At 62.2% G+C, this 16,195-nt stretch carries 11 protein-coding genes; 8 read left to right on the forward strand and 3 right to left on the reverse strand.

The window, feature by feature from the left end:
• Positions 1–76: 76 nt before the first annotated feature.
• Together RTQ46_RS25150 and RTQ46_RS25155 are read right to left on the reverse strand one after the other, a co-directional pair.
• Positions 77–613, reverse strand: a complete 537-nt coding sequence (locus RTQ46_RS25150; protein ID WP_312440328.1) for a hypothetical protein — start codon at positions 611–613, stop codon at positions 77–79.
• Positions 614–630: 17 nt separating this feature from the next.
• The gene (locus tag RTQ46_RS25155) at positions 631–2,865 is read right to left on the reverse strand and encodes a protein kinase domain-containing protein (RefSeq protein ID WP_312440329.1); all 2,235 of its coding nucleotides are present in this window, start codon (positions 2,863–2,865) and stop codon (positions 631–633) included.
• Between the two features lie 206 nt (positions 2,866–3,071).
• On the opposite strand from RTQ46_RS25155, the gene tssF reads away from it, so the two are divergent.
• The 6 genes from tssF (at position 3,072) to RTQ46_RS25185 (ending at position 12,672) form a co-directional block, all read left to right on the forward strand.
• Positions 3,072–4,916 carry a type VI secretion system baseplate subunit TssF gene (gene tssF / locus RTQ46_RS25160; RefSeq protein ID WP_312440330.1) on the forward strand — a complete coding sequence of 615 codons (1,845 nt, stop codon included), beginning with the start codon at positions 3,072–3,074 and terminating at the stop codon, positions 4,914–4,916.
• Entirely contained in the window at positions 4,913–5,911 is a 999-nt protein-coding gene (tssG, locus tag RTQ46_RS25165; RefSeq protein WP_312440331.1) for a type VI secretion system baseplate subunit TssG, read from the forward strand. The genes tssF and tssG overlap by 4 nt, the downstream gene beginning before the upstream one ends.
• A gap of 36 nt (positions 5,912–5,947) precedes the next feature.
• The gene (locus RTQ46_RS25170) at positions 5,948–8,701 is read left to right on the forward strand and encodes a type VI secretion system Vgr family protein (RefSeq protein ID WP_312440332.1); all 2,754 of its coding nucleotides are present in this window, start codon (positions 5,948–5,950) and stop codon (positions 8,699–8,701) included.
• A gap of 23 nt (positions 8,702–8,724) precedes the next feature.
• Complete coding sequence (locus tag RTQ46_RS25175) at positions 8,725–10,977, forward strand: hypothetical protein (RefSeq protein ID WP_312440333.1); 2,253 nt, start codon at positions 8,725–8,727, stop codon at positions 10,975–10,977.
• 71 nt (positions 10,978–11,048) lie between these two features.
• Entirely contained in the window at positions 11,049–12,392 is a 1,344-nt protein-coding gene (locus RTQ46_RS25180; protein ID WP_312440334.1) for a hypothetical protein, read from the forward strand.
• A gap of 16 nt (positions 12,393–12,408) precedes the next feature.
• Entirely contained in the window at positions 12,409–12,672 is a 264-nt protein-coding gene (locus tag RTQ46_RS25185; protein WP_312440335.1) for a PAAR domain-containing protein, read from the forward strand.
• Between the two features lie 10 nt (positions 12,673–12,682).
• Here RTQ46_RS25185 and RTQ46_RS25190 read toward each other — a convergent pair whose 3' ends face one another.
• Positions 12,683–14,005: an aspartate aminotransferase family protein gene (locus RTQ46_RS25190; protein ID WP_312440336.1), complete on the reverse strand. Its 1,323-nt coding sequence runs from the start codon at positions 14,003–14,005 to the stop codon at positions 12,683–12,685.
• A gap of 167 nt (positions 14,006–14,172) precedes the next feature.
• Between RTQ46_RS25190 and RTQ46_RS25195 the strand changes: the two genes are divergently transcribed.
• Positions 14,173–14,838 carry a response regulator transcription factor gene (locus tag RTQ46_RS25195; RefSeq protein WP_312440337.1) on the forward strand — a complete coding sequence of 222 codons (666 nt, stop codon included), beginning with the start codon at positions 14,173–14,175 and terminating at the stop codon, positions 14,836–14,838.
• Positions 14,828–16,195: an ATP-binding protein gene (locus RTQ46_RS25200; RefSeq protein ID WP_312440338.1), complete on the forward strand. Its 1,368-nt coding sequence runs from the start codon at positions 14,828–14,830 to the stop codon at positions 16,193–16,195. Before RTQ46_RS25195 ends, RTQ46_RS25200 begins: the two co-directional genes overlap by 11 nt.

A 16,195-nucleotide genomic window follows, 5' to 3' on the forward strand; every position in this document is an offset into this window, starting at 1 on the left:
TATGGAAAGGTCTGATCAGTTAGACCTCAGGCACTCAGGAACATTCCCCCATTTACCGCTGACAGAGCTAAACAAATTACATCTCTTCCCTTCCGCCGACTGACGCTTCCGGATCGAAGCTGAATACACGTAATTCCGGTAAATCCTGCTCGCCTCGAATAATGCGTACGGTCAGGATGAACGCCAGTTCCCAGCGGCCCTTGGCCTGGCCAACGTCAAGGTTGTGTTTCCATTCCTGGCGGACACGGCGCAATTCGGGCAGTTCGGGATCTGGCGGCAGAAGATGGGATTCGAAGTCCAGTGGCACCTGATAGGTGGCGCCGATCGACTGCAGAAATGGCGACGGCAGCGAGTAGCGGGTAGGAACGTCGGGACCGATCTGGGTCAGCTGCGGAACACTGACGAGGCAGCAATCGACGATTTGAAACGAGGTGAAACCACTCGCTTTTGTACCGCAGCAATTGACTTCCAGATAGACGTGCTGTCCTTGCTGAAAATGCACGCCGCCCATGTAGGGGCCATGGCGCGGGTCGGCGCTGCCGTCGCACGATGTAAATGCATAATCGAGCTGGTTGGTGATCTGGTCTGCGTCGAAGTGGACAGATAATTTCATCCAAGGTTTCTCGTACGTCATTTTTTCTGATTTCTTTCCATGTTGATAAGTAACTTCTGATAGCGAGCATCTCGCCGTAGTGCCAACAGATCGGGTGCCGACTCGATCAGGTTGAGAGGGTAGCCATGTTCCAGGGCCTGTTTCAACGCCGCCATCGCCTCATTGCGCTTGCCGATCAATTCATAGGTCAGCGTGGCCCTGAAATGGATATCCGGCAAAGCAGGCGCCAGCAGGACAGCTTGCGTGACATGCTTGATTACATCGTCTTGCAAGCCGGCGTAAGCGGAATACAGCGCCAGCCGCGAGTTGAGTTTGGGATCGCTGGGCGCATGTTGCAGCACGACCTTGATCAGCGTGATGGCACGACGATAGGAGTCGCGCGATAGCTCCATCTGACTGGGAACCCAGCGCTGCGCATCTGCCAGATTTGCCCACAGCAGATAGTTGCCGGGATTGCCTTTGTTGTCGGACACGGCATTCTTGAATGCCTGTACTGCTCCCAGATAATCGCCACGGTTGAACAGGATGTTGCCCAGGTTGGTATACAGTTCCCAGTCAGGTTGTACCTGTAGTCCTTGCTGCAGCACTTGCAGGGCCTCATCACCACGATCCAGCCGTTCCAGTGTCGCGCTGAGCTGGGCATAGGCAGCCGTTACCTGTGGCGCCATCTGTATGGTTTGACGGAAGAGCTTTTCGGCTTGCGTGTAATTGCCCAGGTTGTAGTGCATCCTGCCCAACATCGAAATGAAAGGGGTATCGTCAGGATACATCGCGATGGCCTTCTCGAGTACCTCGCGTGCCAGATCGAATTTTTGCGCATGCATCAGCAAGCGCGCCTTGCCGTACATGCCCAGCGGATTATTCGGGTCCAGGTTCAATCCGATGGTGATTTCCTGCAGCGCCTGCTCACGTTTGCCACGGTGCTCCAAAGCCCAGCCCTGCGCCACATGCGCTAACGCCAGCTGGTCATCGGTGGCCAGCGCTTGTTTTGCTGCAATATCCGCGCGTCGCAGCCACGTTTCATCGCGCCCGGTGCCAAGATAGCGCATGGTGGACACCAGCGACAGGCCTGCATTTGCACCCGCATGTGCCGGATTGTGTTTGATGATGGTAGTGAAGTGCTTCATCGCCAGTTCCTGCTGGCTATCGCGATTAAACGCGCGCAACGCCTCCATGCCGGCTGCCATGCTGGCCATCTCCGAATACGGCGCCGATGCTGTTTGGCCGGTGAAGAAAGAGTTGACGCGCGGTGCGATAGTTGGCCATTGCCATGCGGTGAGCACAGCAAGTAGCGCAATGCCTGTACTGGTCTGCAGCGTGCGCTTGCGGGGAATCGGCAGGCGAATGGCGACAGTGGCCGGCGGTTTCGGCGGCGCAGTATCAGGAAGCGGCAACGATACGGTGGCTAAGCCGCTGCGCTGCGCCGCGATCGCTGCACGCACATCGCGCATGGTCCTGGGCCGCTCGACCGGATCGTGCGCCGTCATCGAGCGCACCAGCGCGTCGATGGCTGGCGGCACCGCGGCCGGCATGGCGGCCCAGACGGCATTCGTCTGCATATGGGCGGCGGCCAGCGCCAGGCCGTTCAGGTGCGGGAAGGGGCGCTGGCCGGCCAGCATTTCGTACAGCATGGCGCCGAGCGCATAGATGTCGCCGCGCATGTCGGGCAGGCGGCCCATCAGGCGCTCGGGCGCCATGTAGGCGATCGTCCCCTGCAGGTCGCAAAGCAGCGTGGTTTGCGTCGCCTGCGGGTCCAGGTGGCGCGCCAGGCCGAAGTCGAGGATGCGCACCTTGCCGTCCGCTTCGAGCATCAGGTTCGACGGTTTCAGGTCGCCATGCACCAGGTCCATCGCATGCGCCTCGTCCATCGCGTCGGCGATCTGGTAGGCGATATCGAGCGCGGTATCGAGTTCGACCGGCGCGCCATGCATGACTTGTCCCAGCGTCTGGCCATCGACCAGTTCCATCACGATCGACTGGTGCCTGCCGTCGCCGTCGATCGAGAAGATGCGCACGAAGGCGGCATGGCGCAGCGAGGCCGCCAGGCGTGCTTCGGTCAGCAGCTTTTCCGGTTGCAGCACGTCGGCCTGCGGTTTCAGGCGCTTGAGCGCCACGCTGCGGTGCAACTTGGCGTCCCACGCTTCATACACGTGGCCGAAGCCGCCTTCGCCCAGCAGCCGGCGTACCTGATAGTGCGCGCTGAGCGTGTCGTCCGGCAGCAAAGGCGGTTGCACCTTGTCGAGCAGTTCCATAGGGCTGAGTGTGCAATAAATTGATTTTGAGTAACTTCCTGATTAAAAGCGATTGTTTAAGATAAGTCAATTCCTATTGACAAAAGAGGAAGACAAGCAGTGCGGGAATAATGTGACGGATGTATCACAAACTTGTTTATACGCAACTTTACTGGCGGCCGCTTCTTTAATATCGACGTGATGGCCGCGATCAGGAGGGGACGTGCATGGACAAGCTGCTGCAATACTACGAACGGGAACTCGGTACGCTGGGAGCGCACAATCAGGCATTTGCGCGGCGCTATCCTGCCCTGGCCGGCGCGCTCGGCATGGCCGGTGGCGAAGTGGGCGATCCGCATCTGGCACGCATGCTGCAGGCGTATGCCATGTTCAATGCGCGCACTGCCAAGCGGCTCGACGATGCATTTGGCCAGTTCAGCGATACGCTGCTGGAACTGAATTTTCCGCACTATCTGCGGCCGTTTCCCGCCTGTTCGATTGCCCGCATCGACAGTGATAGCCATCCTGATACCGGACCAGTTGTCATACCGCGTGGCACCGTCATGCATGCGCCAGAACAGCATGGCGTCGCCTGCAAGTTCACCACCGCGTATGACGTGACTGTGGCGCCGCTGCGTCTGGCAGATGTCCGCTATCAAGCCACGTTGGAGGCGCCTCCAGCGCTGCGCTTGCCCAGCGATTCGGGTTCCGCCATCAGCATTGGCATCGAGGCAAGCGGCACGGCCACATTGACAGCTTTGACGGTGCCGTCGCTGCGCCTGTTTCTCGACGGCGAACCTGTCTTGTGCGCCACCTTGCGCGATGCGCTGTTCCTGCGCGCGTGCAGCGCTTGTATCGAGGTGACCGATGACAGTGGCGCAGCACGCTGGCAGATGCTCGAGCATGTGCCGCTCAGGCCGGCCGGCTTTGCCGCGGACGAGGCGCTGATACCTTTCCAGGCCAATTCGCATCCGGCCTACCGGCTGCTGACCGAATACTTTGCTTTTCCCGATAAATTCAACTTCATCAACCTGGACCTGACTTTTGTGCAGGCGCTGCTGCCGGAAGACTGCCGCCGCTGCACCGTGCACCTGCTGCTCGCTGGCGTGTCCGCCGACACGCCTGTCGCACGCATCTTGCGGCCCCTGTCGGCGCGCCATCTGCTGACCAGCTGCACGCCGGTTGTCAATCTGTTCAGCCAGCCGGCCAATCCGGTACGCCTGACGCATACCTGCGCCGATTACCCGCTGCTGCCATCGGTGCGGCAGGCGCATGGCTACGATATCTACAGCGTCGACAGCGTGCGCATGCTCAGCGAAACCGGGCAGGGCGCCCGGCTTGATACCTATTACCCGTTTTATTCGATGCGCCACGGCGAGGCGGGTGGGCGGCGGGGCCGCTATTGGGTGACGCGGCGCGACGAAGCGATGGCACTGAGCCATCCCGGCTACGAGATGCGCATCGCCCTGCTCGACAGCGACATGACTGCGCTGCACGACGCCACGCAAACCGTGTCGATCGGGCTGACCTGCAGCAACCGCGACTTGCCGAGCCGCATGGCCTACGGCGCGGTTGGCGGCGACCTGCGCCATGAAGGTCCGGCCAGCAGCCTGCCGGTACGCCTGTTGCGCAAACCAACGGTACCTTGCCGTTTTGCCAGTGGCGCACCCGCAAACTGGCGCCTGCTGGCGCAGTTGTCGCTCAATCATCATTCGCTGGGCCAGCAGGGTTTGCCGGTCTTCAAGCAAATCCTTGAGTTGTACAACCTGCCGGGATCGGTCAGCGCGGCGCGCCAGGTCGCCGGCATCGTCGGCTTGCATCAGCGCACCGCCAGCACCTGGTTGCCCGATGAGACAGGCGGCAGCCTGGTGTTCGGCATCGACGTGTTGCTGACGGTGGATGAAGACGCGTTTGTCGGCAGCGGCTTGCATGCGTTCGCGCAAGTGATCGAGCATTTTCTCGGGTTATATGTGCACCTGGCCAGCTATACCCGCCTGATCGTCTTGTCGCACCAGACTGGAAAGGAGTTGCTGTGCTGCCTGCCCCGCAATGGAAGCCAGACGCTGATTTGATCCCTGCGCTCATCGTGCAGTTGCTTGCCCGCCCGTCGCGCTTTGATTTTTTCCAGGCGCTGCAGCTGCTGTCGGCCTGGCTGGTGGCGCAGGGGCTTGAACCCGAGCAGGTGTTCGAGCATGGCCTGCACCTGCACGGCAGCGACAGCCTGTCGTTTGCACCGGGCCAGATCGAGCACTGCTGGCTTGACGCAGATGGCCAGTTTCATGTGCGCACGTCCATGACAGGCTTTCTTGGTGTACACGGCAACTTGCCGCTGCATTACACGGACACCATTGCGCGCCATGAGCGACAGACGGCAGATACCGGTCCGCGCGACTGGCTTGATGGCCTGTCGCAGCGTGCGTTGACGCTGTTCTACCGGGCCTGGACCCGTTACCGCATCGAATGCCAGGGCGATGCCGACGGCGGCGATTTTCTGCCGCTGCAACTGGCGCTGGCCGGCGCCGATCCTGGCGCCCTGGCGCAGGCGGACGATGCCTTGCCTGCACATGCCATTGCCCATTATGCGGCGGTGCTGCGCCACCGGCCCGTCGCCGCAGAAGTGATGCAAGCAGTGCTGGCCGAGTATTTTGGCGTGCCGGTACAAGTACAGCGCTTTATCGGTTCCTGGGTCAGCCGCGCGCCGCGCGAACATACGCGGCTGGCGGACAACAATGCCGTGCTGGGCGGTGGCGCCATGCTGGGTGAACGCTGCCGGCGCGCCGATCTGCGGGTACGCCTGGTGCTCGGGCCGTTGTCGCGCGCGGCCTATGGCGATTTCCTGCCGTGGCAGCCGGGCGCACGAGCCTTGCGGCAGATGCTGGGGATGTTCGGTTTGCCGGGCGTCAGCTTCGAAGTGCGGCTGATGCTGCGCCGCGAGGAGATACACGGTTGCACCTTGGGCGGCGCAGACGGTGCATGCCTGGGCCAGCATGCCTTTTTGCTGAACGAGCCGCAGCAGCTTGACCGCGATGACCTGCATTACGACATACGGTTTGAGGGTTCCGCCTGAATCAGCTACATAACCTCGACATGATGGGAGCGTGCCATGGAAAGTGACAACGACTTTGCACAGTGGATGGCGCTGGAAAAGACCCTGGTCGCCGCCAACCGGCCGTTGCGGCTGCGGCTGGCCTATGCGCAAGGCGTCAATGATGACGTGTTGCTGCCGCAGCGTGTCAGCGGCAGCGAAGCCATCTGCGGCGAGATCGACTACCGCATCCTGTGCGTGGCAACCGATGCGCAACTGCCGCTCAAGCAGTTCATTGCCGTACCTGCCGAGTTGCAGATCGTGACGGACCGCGGCGCCCTGCGCAGTGTCTGCGGCATTATTGCCGAGGCATGCGCGGGCCAGAGTGACGGCGGCCTGGCCACCTATCGGCTGGTGCTGCGCGATGCGCTGGCGCTGATGGACAAGCGCATCAATACACGCGTGTTTTTCGACAAGAATGAGCTGCAGATCGTGCAACTGCTGTTTGAAGAATGGCGACAAGGCAACAGCATCCTGGCCGCCAGTCTGGCGCTCGATATCGAGCCAGCGCTGGCGGCGCGTCCCCATCCGGTGCGTGACTTCACGATGCAGCACAATGAATCGGACGCGGACTTTATCCGCCGTCTGCTGCGCCGGCGTGGCATTGCCTGGTGTATTTATCCCGGACAGCGGCAGACTCCCGGTGCGCGGCGCGACGACGCTGTCCCGGTGCATACCATGCTGCTGTTTGACGATGCGCGCCGCTTGCCGGAAAACGCGGCCGGTACCGTGCGCTATCACCGCGATGACGCCACTGAAGAGCGCGATACGGTGACCTGCTGGAATGCCGTGCGCCGCTTACAGCCGGGAAAATCCGAACGCCACAGTTGGGACGACGGCCATCCGCTCAACCCGCATTTCATGAACACGCGCGCCGCCGGCATGGTGGACCAGGGCGCCAGTGGCAACAAGCTGGCGGCCACGCTGGACGACTACCTTGTGCACATGCCGCAAGCGGGCGCGGGCAGCGACGATTATCGCCAGCTGGGCGAGCTGGCGATGGCGTGGCACGACCTGGAAACCAAATGCTTCCAGGGCGAAGGCTGCGTGCGCGATTTTTGCGCCGGGCAGTGGTTCAGCCTGCAAGGCCATGCGGAGATCGACAGCCACGCATTTGACGAGCGCAGTTTCGTGATCACGGCGTTGAACGTGGCGGCCAGCAGTAACCTGCCGAAGGGACTCGATGTGCGCATCGACCGCTTGTTTGCGCAAAACAACTGGCAAGCCGATGCGGGCATGGCGCCGGCAGGCGAGGGCGCGACGCTGCGCTACCGCAACCGCTTCAGTTGCGTGCGGCGCGGCATCGCCATCGTGCCCCATTTCGACCCGCGCAGCGACCTGCCCGTGGTGCGCCTGCAAAGCGCGCTGGTGGTCGGGCCTGCCAATGAGGAAGTCCATTGCGACGCGCTGGGCCGTGTCAAGGTGCGCTTTGTTGCCACGCGCGCGCAGGACCATGCGCATGCCAACGGTTCGGGCGCATCAGGCACCGAGCGCGATTCGGCCTGGGTGCGCGTGGCGTCCAGCTGGGCTGGCAACGGCCCGGGCGCCGGCCAGCAGTGCGGTGCCTTGAGCTTGCCGCGCGTCGGCAGCGAGGTGCTGGTCGATTTTATCGGTGGCGATCCGGACCGGCCCATCATTATCGGCCAGTTATATAACGCGGTGGGCGTGCCGCCCGGTCTGAGCAATGCCGGCGGCCTGCCTGGCAACCGCTATCTGTCCGGCCTGCGCAGCCGCGAAATTCGTGGCAGGCGCGGCAACCAATTGCGTTTCGACGATACGCCCGGCCAGATCAGCACCCAGATCGCCAGCGACCAGGCCGCCACGCAATTGAACCTTGGTTACCTGACCGGGCCGCGTGTTGACGGCGCCGGCAAGCCGCGCGGCGAGGGTTTTGAATTGCGCAGCGACGCCAGCGGCAGCCTGCGCACGGCGCGCTCGCTGCTGATCTCCGCCTGGAAACGGCTGGGCGCCAGCGGCACTCAACTCGACAGCAGCGAGCATGCGGCCTTGATGAAGGAGTGCCTGGAATTGTTTGTGTCGCTTGGCGACTATGCCGCCCAGCACCAGGCGCTGGCGCTGGAAGCGGCCGGCACCGAGACCCTTTCCAGCGATATTGCGGCCGGCAAGCCCGTGATCAGCATGACGTCGCCGGACGGACTGGCATTGTCGACACGCAAGACCATCGCCAGCCATGCCGGCGGCAACATCGACATGGTCGCCCTGCAGCAGTTGCAGCTGAGCGCGGCGCAGCGCTGCAATGTCAATGCAGGCAAAGGCATTTCGCTGTTCGCGCACAAGGACGGCATCGTGCAGGTGGCCCACTACGGCAAGTTCCTGCTGCAAAGCCAGCACGACCTGCTGCAGGCTGACGCGGCCAAGGAAATCCGGCTGACGGCCGGCACGCGCCTGGTCGGCATGGCGCAGGATGAAATCACCTTCATGACGAACGGCGGGGCCTATCTGAAACTGTCGGGCGGTGCGGTGGAGCTGGGCGGACCTGGCGCGCTGACGGTCAAAACCGATGGCCACCACTGGAACGGCCCGGGCAGCATGAGGGCGGAATTGCCGGCCTTCAGCGAAGGTGATCTTGGCCGCGTGCCGCGCCTGGTGCGCGCCACCGACGGCTTGCCGGTCGAAGGCGTGGAAGTGCACGTCGAGCGCGAAGGCGACGGTCCCCTGACTGGGCAGAGCGACGCCGGCGGGCGCGGCCCCACAGTGCTGACCGATCACCTGCAGCGGCTGAAAGGCTTTTTCTTCAGCCGCCGCTCCTGACCCTGCAGAGAGGAATACCCATCATGACTTTCGATCCACACCCGCCGCTGTGTGACGACCCCAAGGTCGACCTGCGCGGCGAATTTTCCTGCAGTGCCAATTATCTGCACAGCGAGAAGTTGACCGTTCAACAGTTGCCGCTGCCCGGCATTATTATTTTTGTGCATGGCGTCAACTCCGACGGCGAGTGGTATCAGGCGGCCGAACAAGGCCTGTGCAAGGGCCTGAACAATCGCCTCAAGCGCCATTGCGAGCACCTGGTGCATCACGGCGTGGAAAGCGGCGAACTGACGCCGGTCAACTACGGCAAGGAAATCACGGCCGACGGTTTTCTCAATCCCGAGATGTCGGCCGATAGCCTGATCATGGACAGCGGCACGTTTTCGCCCGTGATTCGTTTTCGCTGGGGTTACAAGGCCAGCGGCGAGGAGCTGCAGCAGTATGGCAAAGGCATCTACCTGAACGAAGCCGATTACTGGGGCGGCGGGCCGTTCGCCAACGGCTGCAGCGCGCTGGCCGATTTGTGGAAGGAGGGCCTGAGCCAGGATCTGTTCCTGTGGACCACGATCCAGCACATGAACCCGTTCCCGGAGCGGCAAGTGTTCAGCTGCCCGCCCCGTCCGTATTTCGTGCTGGCCGCTTACCGGCTGGCCAAACTGGTCGAAGCGATCCGCCAGGAGCAGGCCGACGTGCCCATCACGATCGTCTGCCATAGCCAGGGCACGATGGTGGCGATGGCGGCAGCCTTCCTCGGCAAGAATTTGCCGGTGGTGGAGGGCAAGTTTGCCTGCGTGGCCGATAACTATGTCATCTGTAATTCACCGTACAGCCTGGCGAAAAACAATTTCTCGGAAAACTGGATCGGCCGCAATCTGCGCGCGGCGGACGGCAGCACGGGTAGGGTAACGGTTGAAGCGCGGATTGAAACGTTAACAAATTTCTTCGAGATTATCCGCGAGCGCGCCAGCCTGGGCCAATTCCAGAAAGACGAAGATATCGATCGATGGATGGGCAATGTGCAGCATGGCTTTTCCGCCGCGGAGGACCGCGAAACCTATGGCATCGCCGGCGCCGCGCGCAATGGCAAGAAATCGTCGTATGGCCGCGTAACCGTGTATTGCAATCCGCACGACATCGTGGTGTCATCGGTTGCCATCCAGGGCATCGGCTGGCGCGGCCTGTCCGGCTCCCTGGCACCAGGCGCCAAAGCGAAGGATGGCGGCGAGCTGCTGGCCACCAGGGCCGAAGGCGTTTATGTGCAGCGCGTGTTTGCGCAAGGTTTCGAGGTGGGCAGGCAGGGCAGCTATCACTACTGGGCCAATCACTGGCGCCAGCCCAAGCCGGGCGGCAAGGATTTCTGGTTTCCCGACCAAAAGTATGCATCGTATTCCATCAAGCAAGGCAGGGAAGCGAATGACGGCGCATTTGCCTCCATCCTGACGGTAGGCTTTGCGCCCTTGTTCATTGTGCTGACCAAGTTGTCCAGTAATCCCACCAATGCGTCTCCTGACGAGAACTGGAAGATCGAACTGAGCGCGCCTGATCTGGAGTCGCCCTTCACGCCCCAGTCGCTGCGCTTCGGGGAAGCGAGCGACAAATTCGATGAGGGTTATGACCCGGCCGGCGAATCGCGTCAGGCCGGCAGGCAGCGCACGCCCGGTGACGATTACTTTGCCGACCACGACATTCCGCGCGGCGGCCTGCAAGGCGAGGAGAAGCGGAGCGAAGCGAAAAGAATGGACAGCGCGAAAGGCACCGAAGACGACGAGGCGCGCCTGCGCTACGAGCAGCGGGCAGTACTGCGCGCCCAATCGATACGGGAAAAGAAAAGTGTCGCTGGCAAGAAAGTGGAACAGGAAACACCCCACGCCACGCCCAGCGCCGACTACATGACCTGGCGCAGCGCCCGCGTCGAGGAAATGATGTCCAGCCAGGCCGGGGCGTATGCGACCGATCATTCCACCATCATGACCAACCCCATGCATGCGGAGCGCGTGCTGGCGTATGACGTGCCGGTGGGGGTGTGCCGGATCAAGGCACAGGCGTTGAGGCGGTTAAGGGTGGCGGCGGATTGGAGGTTGTTAAAGGCATTGGACGAGACAAATGCTTCAAAGGTGTTTATGGAATATTTTGATAAAGGCGAATTTCGTAAAAAAGCTGTTGCTGTGTGGGCAAGTCAGTCTGATGAGGCTGCAATGCCAAATTTAATTATTGACAAGCGTCAAAATCCTGCATTGAACGCGAAGCCCGACTCGGGCGAAATGGCGCATGGGTGACTCTGGTGATTGATTTTCCTCGCTGGCATGATCGAGAACGTTTTTCAAAAGCTTTTTCAATGGAGAGTCACATGTTGAAATCCTTTTTTTTGTACTCATTCCTGGTATTTTTGGCATTAATTTTTTTGGCTGCCTGCGCACGTGTTCGTTCGTCGCCTAATAGCCCACCAGCTGCCATGATCGTATCACCAGAAACTGTCAAACGACCTTATATGGCACAAGTGGTTGCTGTGCAATGGCTCAATCCCTTGCAGCGGCGAGACTACCCGACGCAATGGCAATTACTGTGGACTCTGGGACTAGTACAGCCCAATCTTGCCGATGATATGGTCAGAGCAAATCCCGAGAAGTACTCCAGCTTGCAGGCCATTTCTCCTGTCGCGGCGGGAAATGAAGGTGAAGAGACGTTTCGCGGATATCATCGAAAATACATACGTGAAATGATGAATTTGTTTCGTAGTCCTTATTTTTCCGATCCCGAGTATTTTTATAATGTCCACTCAGCCAAGGACAGATCACGCTGGCGTGAGTTGGCGGGAATTCATGTGGAATATGCTGTTCCTGAAGAAAAGCTTGATTTAATAGACGCGACCAGTTTTGTGCGTGAATATATCGCAGATACATTTGATATAGGCAATCCCAATTTCCCCACCCTTTGGACTCGCGCCACGCTACCCGATGTACGCGTCACCACAGGCGGCCCTAACGCCGGCTTTACTTCATTGTCCGCCGCCCTCGATTACCTGCAAACCCACCCCAAAGAAACCGCCTGGGTGATGAACTGGGACGCCCCCAGCCGCCCGAAGGATCGGCAGATCAACGAAAACCTGGTGCTGCTGATACTGGCCGGCCCCGATTTCAAGACCGAACGGGCGCCGCTGGCGTGGCTCGGCTATCCCGGTACCAGACAGGCTGCCGATTTCGAGGCGAAGAAGGGCGAGCCGCCGCGCCTGGTGCAGGCGTGGACGGCGGCGATCGCAGACGCCGCCGGCAAGGCGGGCAAGGCCGAGACCGATATCGGCTATGTCATTCATGACGCGGGCCATGCGCACAAGGATTCGTCGGACCGCATCGGCGCATTGGCGCAGACCCTGACCATGCAGCTGCCGGAATTCGATTTTCTCAAGCAAAGTTTCAATTTGACCGCCGTGCTGGGCGAGACGGGAGCCGGCACGGCGCTGACGAATGTGGCGCTTGGCATTGCGTATGCGCATCATTTTGGCAAACCGGTATTGGTGGCCGGCACCAGCGACCTGGCCGCACCGGTCGCGCTGGTGGTGGCGCCGCCGGCGGTGGTGCGGCCGATCCGGCAGGACAAGCCGTGGTTCCGGGCGCGCGGCAGCAATCATGCGTATCTGCCGTGGTGGGGGCTGAGACATGATGCACCCGAGTATATCCAGGGGTTTTCGCAATGAAACGGCAGGAGGTAGCATGCGTGGCGTAATCCGTTTGAACGACCCCACCAGCCATGGCGGCAAGGTGACGGGAGCGGCGCCGAACAGTACGGTGCTGGGCGTGGCCGTGGCGCGCCAGGGCGATCCCTGCATGTGTCCGGTCAAGGCGCATGTGGGCTGCAAGATAGCCGAAGGCGATCCGCAGGTGCTGATCGATGGCGTGCCGGTCGCCTTTGAGGGCCACAAGACCACCTGCGGCGCCAGCCTGATTTCCACGGTGGGGAAAAGCGGGCGCGGCTGAGGTGTCGAAGTCAGGCCAGGCAGGCGTCGATGGCGCCGGCCAGCTTGCCGACGATTTCCTCCACATGGCGGCTGCCGATGATGTATGGCGGCGCCAGCAGGATGTGGTCGCCGTGCAGGCCGTCGATGGTGCCGCCCATCGGGTAGCACAGCAGGCCGTCCTGCATCGCCTGCGCCTTGATGCGCGCGTGCAGGCGCCGCGCCGGGTCGAACGGCTGTTTCGTTGCGCGGTCCTGCACCAGCTCCAGTCCCAGGAACAGACCGCGGCCGCGGATATCGCCCACATGGGGATGGTCGCCCAGGCGCTCGCCCAGCCGTTCTTTCAGCAGCGCACCCATGGCGCGCACATTGGCCAGCAAGTCGCGCTGTTCGATCTGCTGCTGCACGGCCAGGGCCGCGGCGCAGGCGGTGGCGTGGCCGATATAGGTGTGGCCGTGCTGGAAGAAGCCGCTGCCGGCGCGGATGGTGTCGCGCATGTCGCTTGACACCATCACCGCGCCGATCGGCTGGTAGCCGGCGCCCAGGCCCTTGGCGATGCAGATCAGGTCGGCGGTGATGCCGTCCTGTTCGCAGGCAAACAGGCTGCCCGTGCGGCCCATGCCGCACATCACTTCGTCGAGGATCAGCAGGATGCCGTGGCGCTGGCAGATCTCTCGCATGCGCCGGAAGTAGCCGTCGATAGCGGGCAGCGCGCCGGCGGTGGCGCCGACTACCGGTTCGGCGATAAAGGCCATCACGTTCTGCGCGCCGAGCTCGAAAATGCGGTCTTCCAGTTGCTGTCCCAGGCGCACGACGTAGTCGCCGTCCGTTTCGCCGGGCAATTGATCGCGATACGCATAGCACGGCGCCACATGCGTGACGTCGATCAGCAGCGGCTCGAACTGCTGGCGGCGCCAGGCGTTGCCGCCGGTAGCCAGCGCCCCGAGCGTATTGCCGTGATAGCTCTGGCGGCGCGCGATGACGTGGCGCCGCTGCGGCTGGCCCCGCTCGACGAAATACTGGCGCGCCAGCTTGAGCGCGCTTTCCACCGCTTCCGAGCCGCCGGAGACGAAATACACGCTGTCGATGCCGGCCGGCGCCCGGGCGGCCAGGAAATCGGCCAGCGCTTCCATCGGCTCGCTGGTAAAGAACGAACTGTGCGCGTAGGCCATGGTGGCTGCCTGCTGCTGCACGGCAGCGATCACGGCCGCGTCCGAGTGTCCCAGGCATGAAACGGCAGCGCCGCCGCAGGCGTCCAGGTAGCGTTTGCCGTGCGCATCGATCAGGTAGGGGCCATCGCCGGCGCAGGCAATGGGGTAGCTGGCGGTCAGGCTGCGGTGGAAAACATGGCTCATGGCGTCGTTCTCGAAAGAAGAAGGAAAGGCCAGTATAAAATGCCATTCGGCAAATTACAACGAATGTTGTAATTAGAATTTATAGAGATCATTTGATGCTTTTCATTTTAAGATGCGATTCATGTTTTCCCTTCATACTGGCGGCTGATTTTTCCTGAGGATTTTTTATGCGCATTTTGTTGGCCGAAGACGATATCTCGCTCGGTGAAACCATCCTGGCCTGGCTGCGCCTGGACCAGCATGCGGTTGACTGGGTCGAGCGGGGCGACTCCGCGCAGACGGCGCTGATGACGCATCACTACGATTGCGTGCTGCTCGACCGAGGCTTGCCGGGCATGTCCGGCGACGCGCTGCTGGCGCAGTTGAGAAAAGCCGGCAATACCGTGCCGGTAATCCTGATTACCGCCTTCAATGCGCTGGCCGACCGCGTCGAGGGGCTGGACCTGGGCGCCGACGATTACCTGGTGAAACCGTTCGAGCTGGAAGAGATGTCGGCGCGCATCCGGGCGGCCGCGCGGCGTGGCGTCAATCAGGTCAGCAACGAGCTGGTGCACGGGAACATCGCGCTCAATGCCGAGACCCGGCAAGCCAGCCTGGACGGACAGCCGCTGGCGCTGACGGCGCGCGAATACCATGTACTGCATGCGCTGCTGCTGCGCAAGAACAGCATCGTCACGCGCGCGCAGATCGAGCAAGCGCTGTATGGCTGGGGCGACGAAGTGGAGAGCAACGCCATCGAAGTGTATATCCATAACCTGCGCAAGAAACTGGGCAGCGACAATATCGTCACCGTACGCGGCCTGGGCTACCGGCTGAAAAACGATGGCAGCTGAACCTGCCGCCGCACCCTGGTCGCTGCGGCGCCGCTTGCTGGCCGCCATCGTCGCCGCCAGCACGGTGCTGTGGCTGGCCAGCCTGGGCATCGTCACCATGATTTCGTGGCATGAAACCAATGAGGTGTTCGACGATGCGCTGGAGGAATCGGGCTACATGCTGCTGGCCGCCACCACCGACTGGGACCAGCGCGGCCTGCTGGCACGCGCGCAGCCGGGCGGCGGACCGCAGCGCAAGGTCGACATGCAGTACCAGATCGTGGCCGATGGCAAGGTTTTGCAGCGCACCAGCGGCGCGCCAGGCAAACCCTTCGTGACGGGTTTTGATGATCGCCACGGTTTTGCCGATCCCCGGCTCGATGGTCGCCGCTGGCGCGTGTTCGTGGTGCGCGACGAGCAGCGCCAGTTCGAGGTGCAGGTGGGGCAACAATACAAGAAGCGCTACGATATCCTGGAGGAACTGGCCGAACACCTGTGGCTGCCCGTGCTGGGTTTCCTGGCGCTGCTGGCGCTGGTGTGCTGGATATTGACGGGCCGGGTCCTGAAACCCTTGCGCCGGACGGCCTCGACGATTGCCGGCAAGACGCCCACCGACCTGGCGCCGGTCGAACTGCTTGGCCAGCCGCGCGAGCTGCTGCCCATCGTGCAGGCCCTGAACGGCGTGCTGGCGCGTCTCGACGGAGCGCTGCAGGCCGAGCGCCGCTTTACGGCCGATGCGGCGCACGAGCTGCGCACGCCGCTGGCAGGGCTGCACATGCATGTACAGCTGCTGCAGCGCCAGCATCCTGAACTTTCTGCGCCGTTCGCCAAGCTGCGCCACGATATCGCGCGCTTGACGGCATTGGTCGACAGCCTGCTCACATTGGCGCGCCTGGATCCGCTGGCGCGCGGGCAGGTGGCCATGCAGCCGATAGCGCCGGCGCCGCTGCTGAAACAGTTGCTGGCCGCCCATGCGCAGGAAGCGGCACAGCGCGGCATCGCCTTGTCGATGCGCTGCGAACTCGACACGCTCAACGCCGACCCCGCCATGCTGGAGATCATGCTGCGCAACCTGCTCGACAATGCGCTGCGCTATTGCCCGGCCGGCAGCCGGGTCGAACTTGTGGCGCAGCAGCACGCAGGCAAGGCGCGCATTGCCGTGTGCGACGACGGACCCGGCGTGAGCGAGGCAAACCGGCAGCGCCTGAGCGAACGCTTTTTCCGCGTGCTGGGGCAGCAGCAGGCGGGCAGCGGGCTGGGGCTGTCCATCGTCAAGCGCATTGCCGACCTGCATGGCATTGCGCTGGCGTTCGGTGCGGGCCTGGACGGCAAGGGCCTGGGCGTGACGCTCGATTTTCCCGCACCGGGCGCACCTTAA

This window comes from Janthinobacterium sp. (genome assembly GCF_031995485.1).
In the GTDB taxonomy this organism is placed as follows: Bacteria; Pseudomonadota; Gammaproteobacteria; order Burkholderiales; family Burkholderiaceae_D; genus Janthinobacterium.

What these genes read in the sequence shown, in the direction of transcription:
- RTQ46_RS25150 (WP_312440328.1), bottom strand. Translation starts at nt 613, where the DNA reads ATGAAATTATCTGTCCACTTCGACGCAGACCAGATCACCAACCAGCTC.
- RTQ46_RS25155 (WP_312440329.1), bottom strand. Translation starts at nt 2,865, where the DNA reads ATGGAACTGCTCGACAAGGTGCAACCGCCTTTGCTGCCGGACGACACG.
- tssF (WP_312440330.1), top strand. Translation starts at nt 3,072, where the DNA reads ATGGACAAGCTGCTGCAATACTACGAACGGGAACTCGGTACGCTGGGA.
- RTQ46_RS25170 (WP_312440332.1), top strand. Translation starts at nt 5,948, where the DNA reads ATGGAAAGTGACAACGACTTTGCACAGTGGATGGCGCTGGAAAAGACC.
- RTQ46_RS25175 (WP_312440333.1), top strand. Translation starts at nt 8,725, where the DNA reads ATGACTTTCGATCCACACCCGCCGCTGTGTGACGACCCCAAGGTCGAC.
- RTQ46_RS25180 (WP_312440334.1), top strand. Translation starts at nt 11,049, where the DNA reads ATGTTGAAATCCTTTTTTTTGTACTCATTCCTGGTATTTTTGGCATTA.
- RTQ46_RS25185 (WP_312440335.1), top strand. Translation starts at nt 12,409, where the DNA reads ATGCGTGGCGTAATCCGTTTGAACGACCCCACCAGCCATGGCGGCAAG.
- RTQ46_RS25190 (WP_312440336.1), bottom strand. Translation starts at nt 14,005, where the DNA reads ATGAGCCATGTTTTCCACCGCAGCCTGACCGCCAGCTACCCCATTGCC.
- RTQ46_RS25195 (WP_312440337.1), top strand. Translation starts at nt 14,173, where the DNA reads ATGCGCATTTTGTTGGCCGAAGACGATATCTCGCTCGGTGAAACCATC.
- RTQ46_RS25200 (WP_312440338.1), top strand. Translation starts at nt 14,828, where the DNA reads ATGGCAGCTGAACCTGCCGCCGCACCCTGGTCGCTGCGGCGCCGCTTG.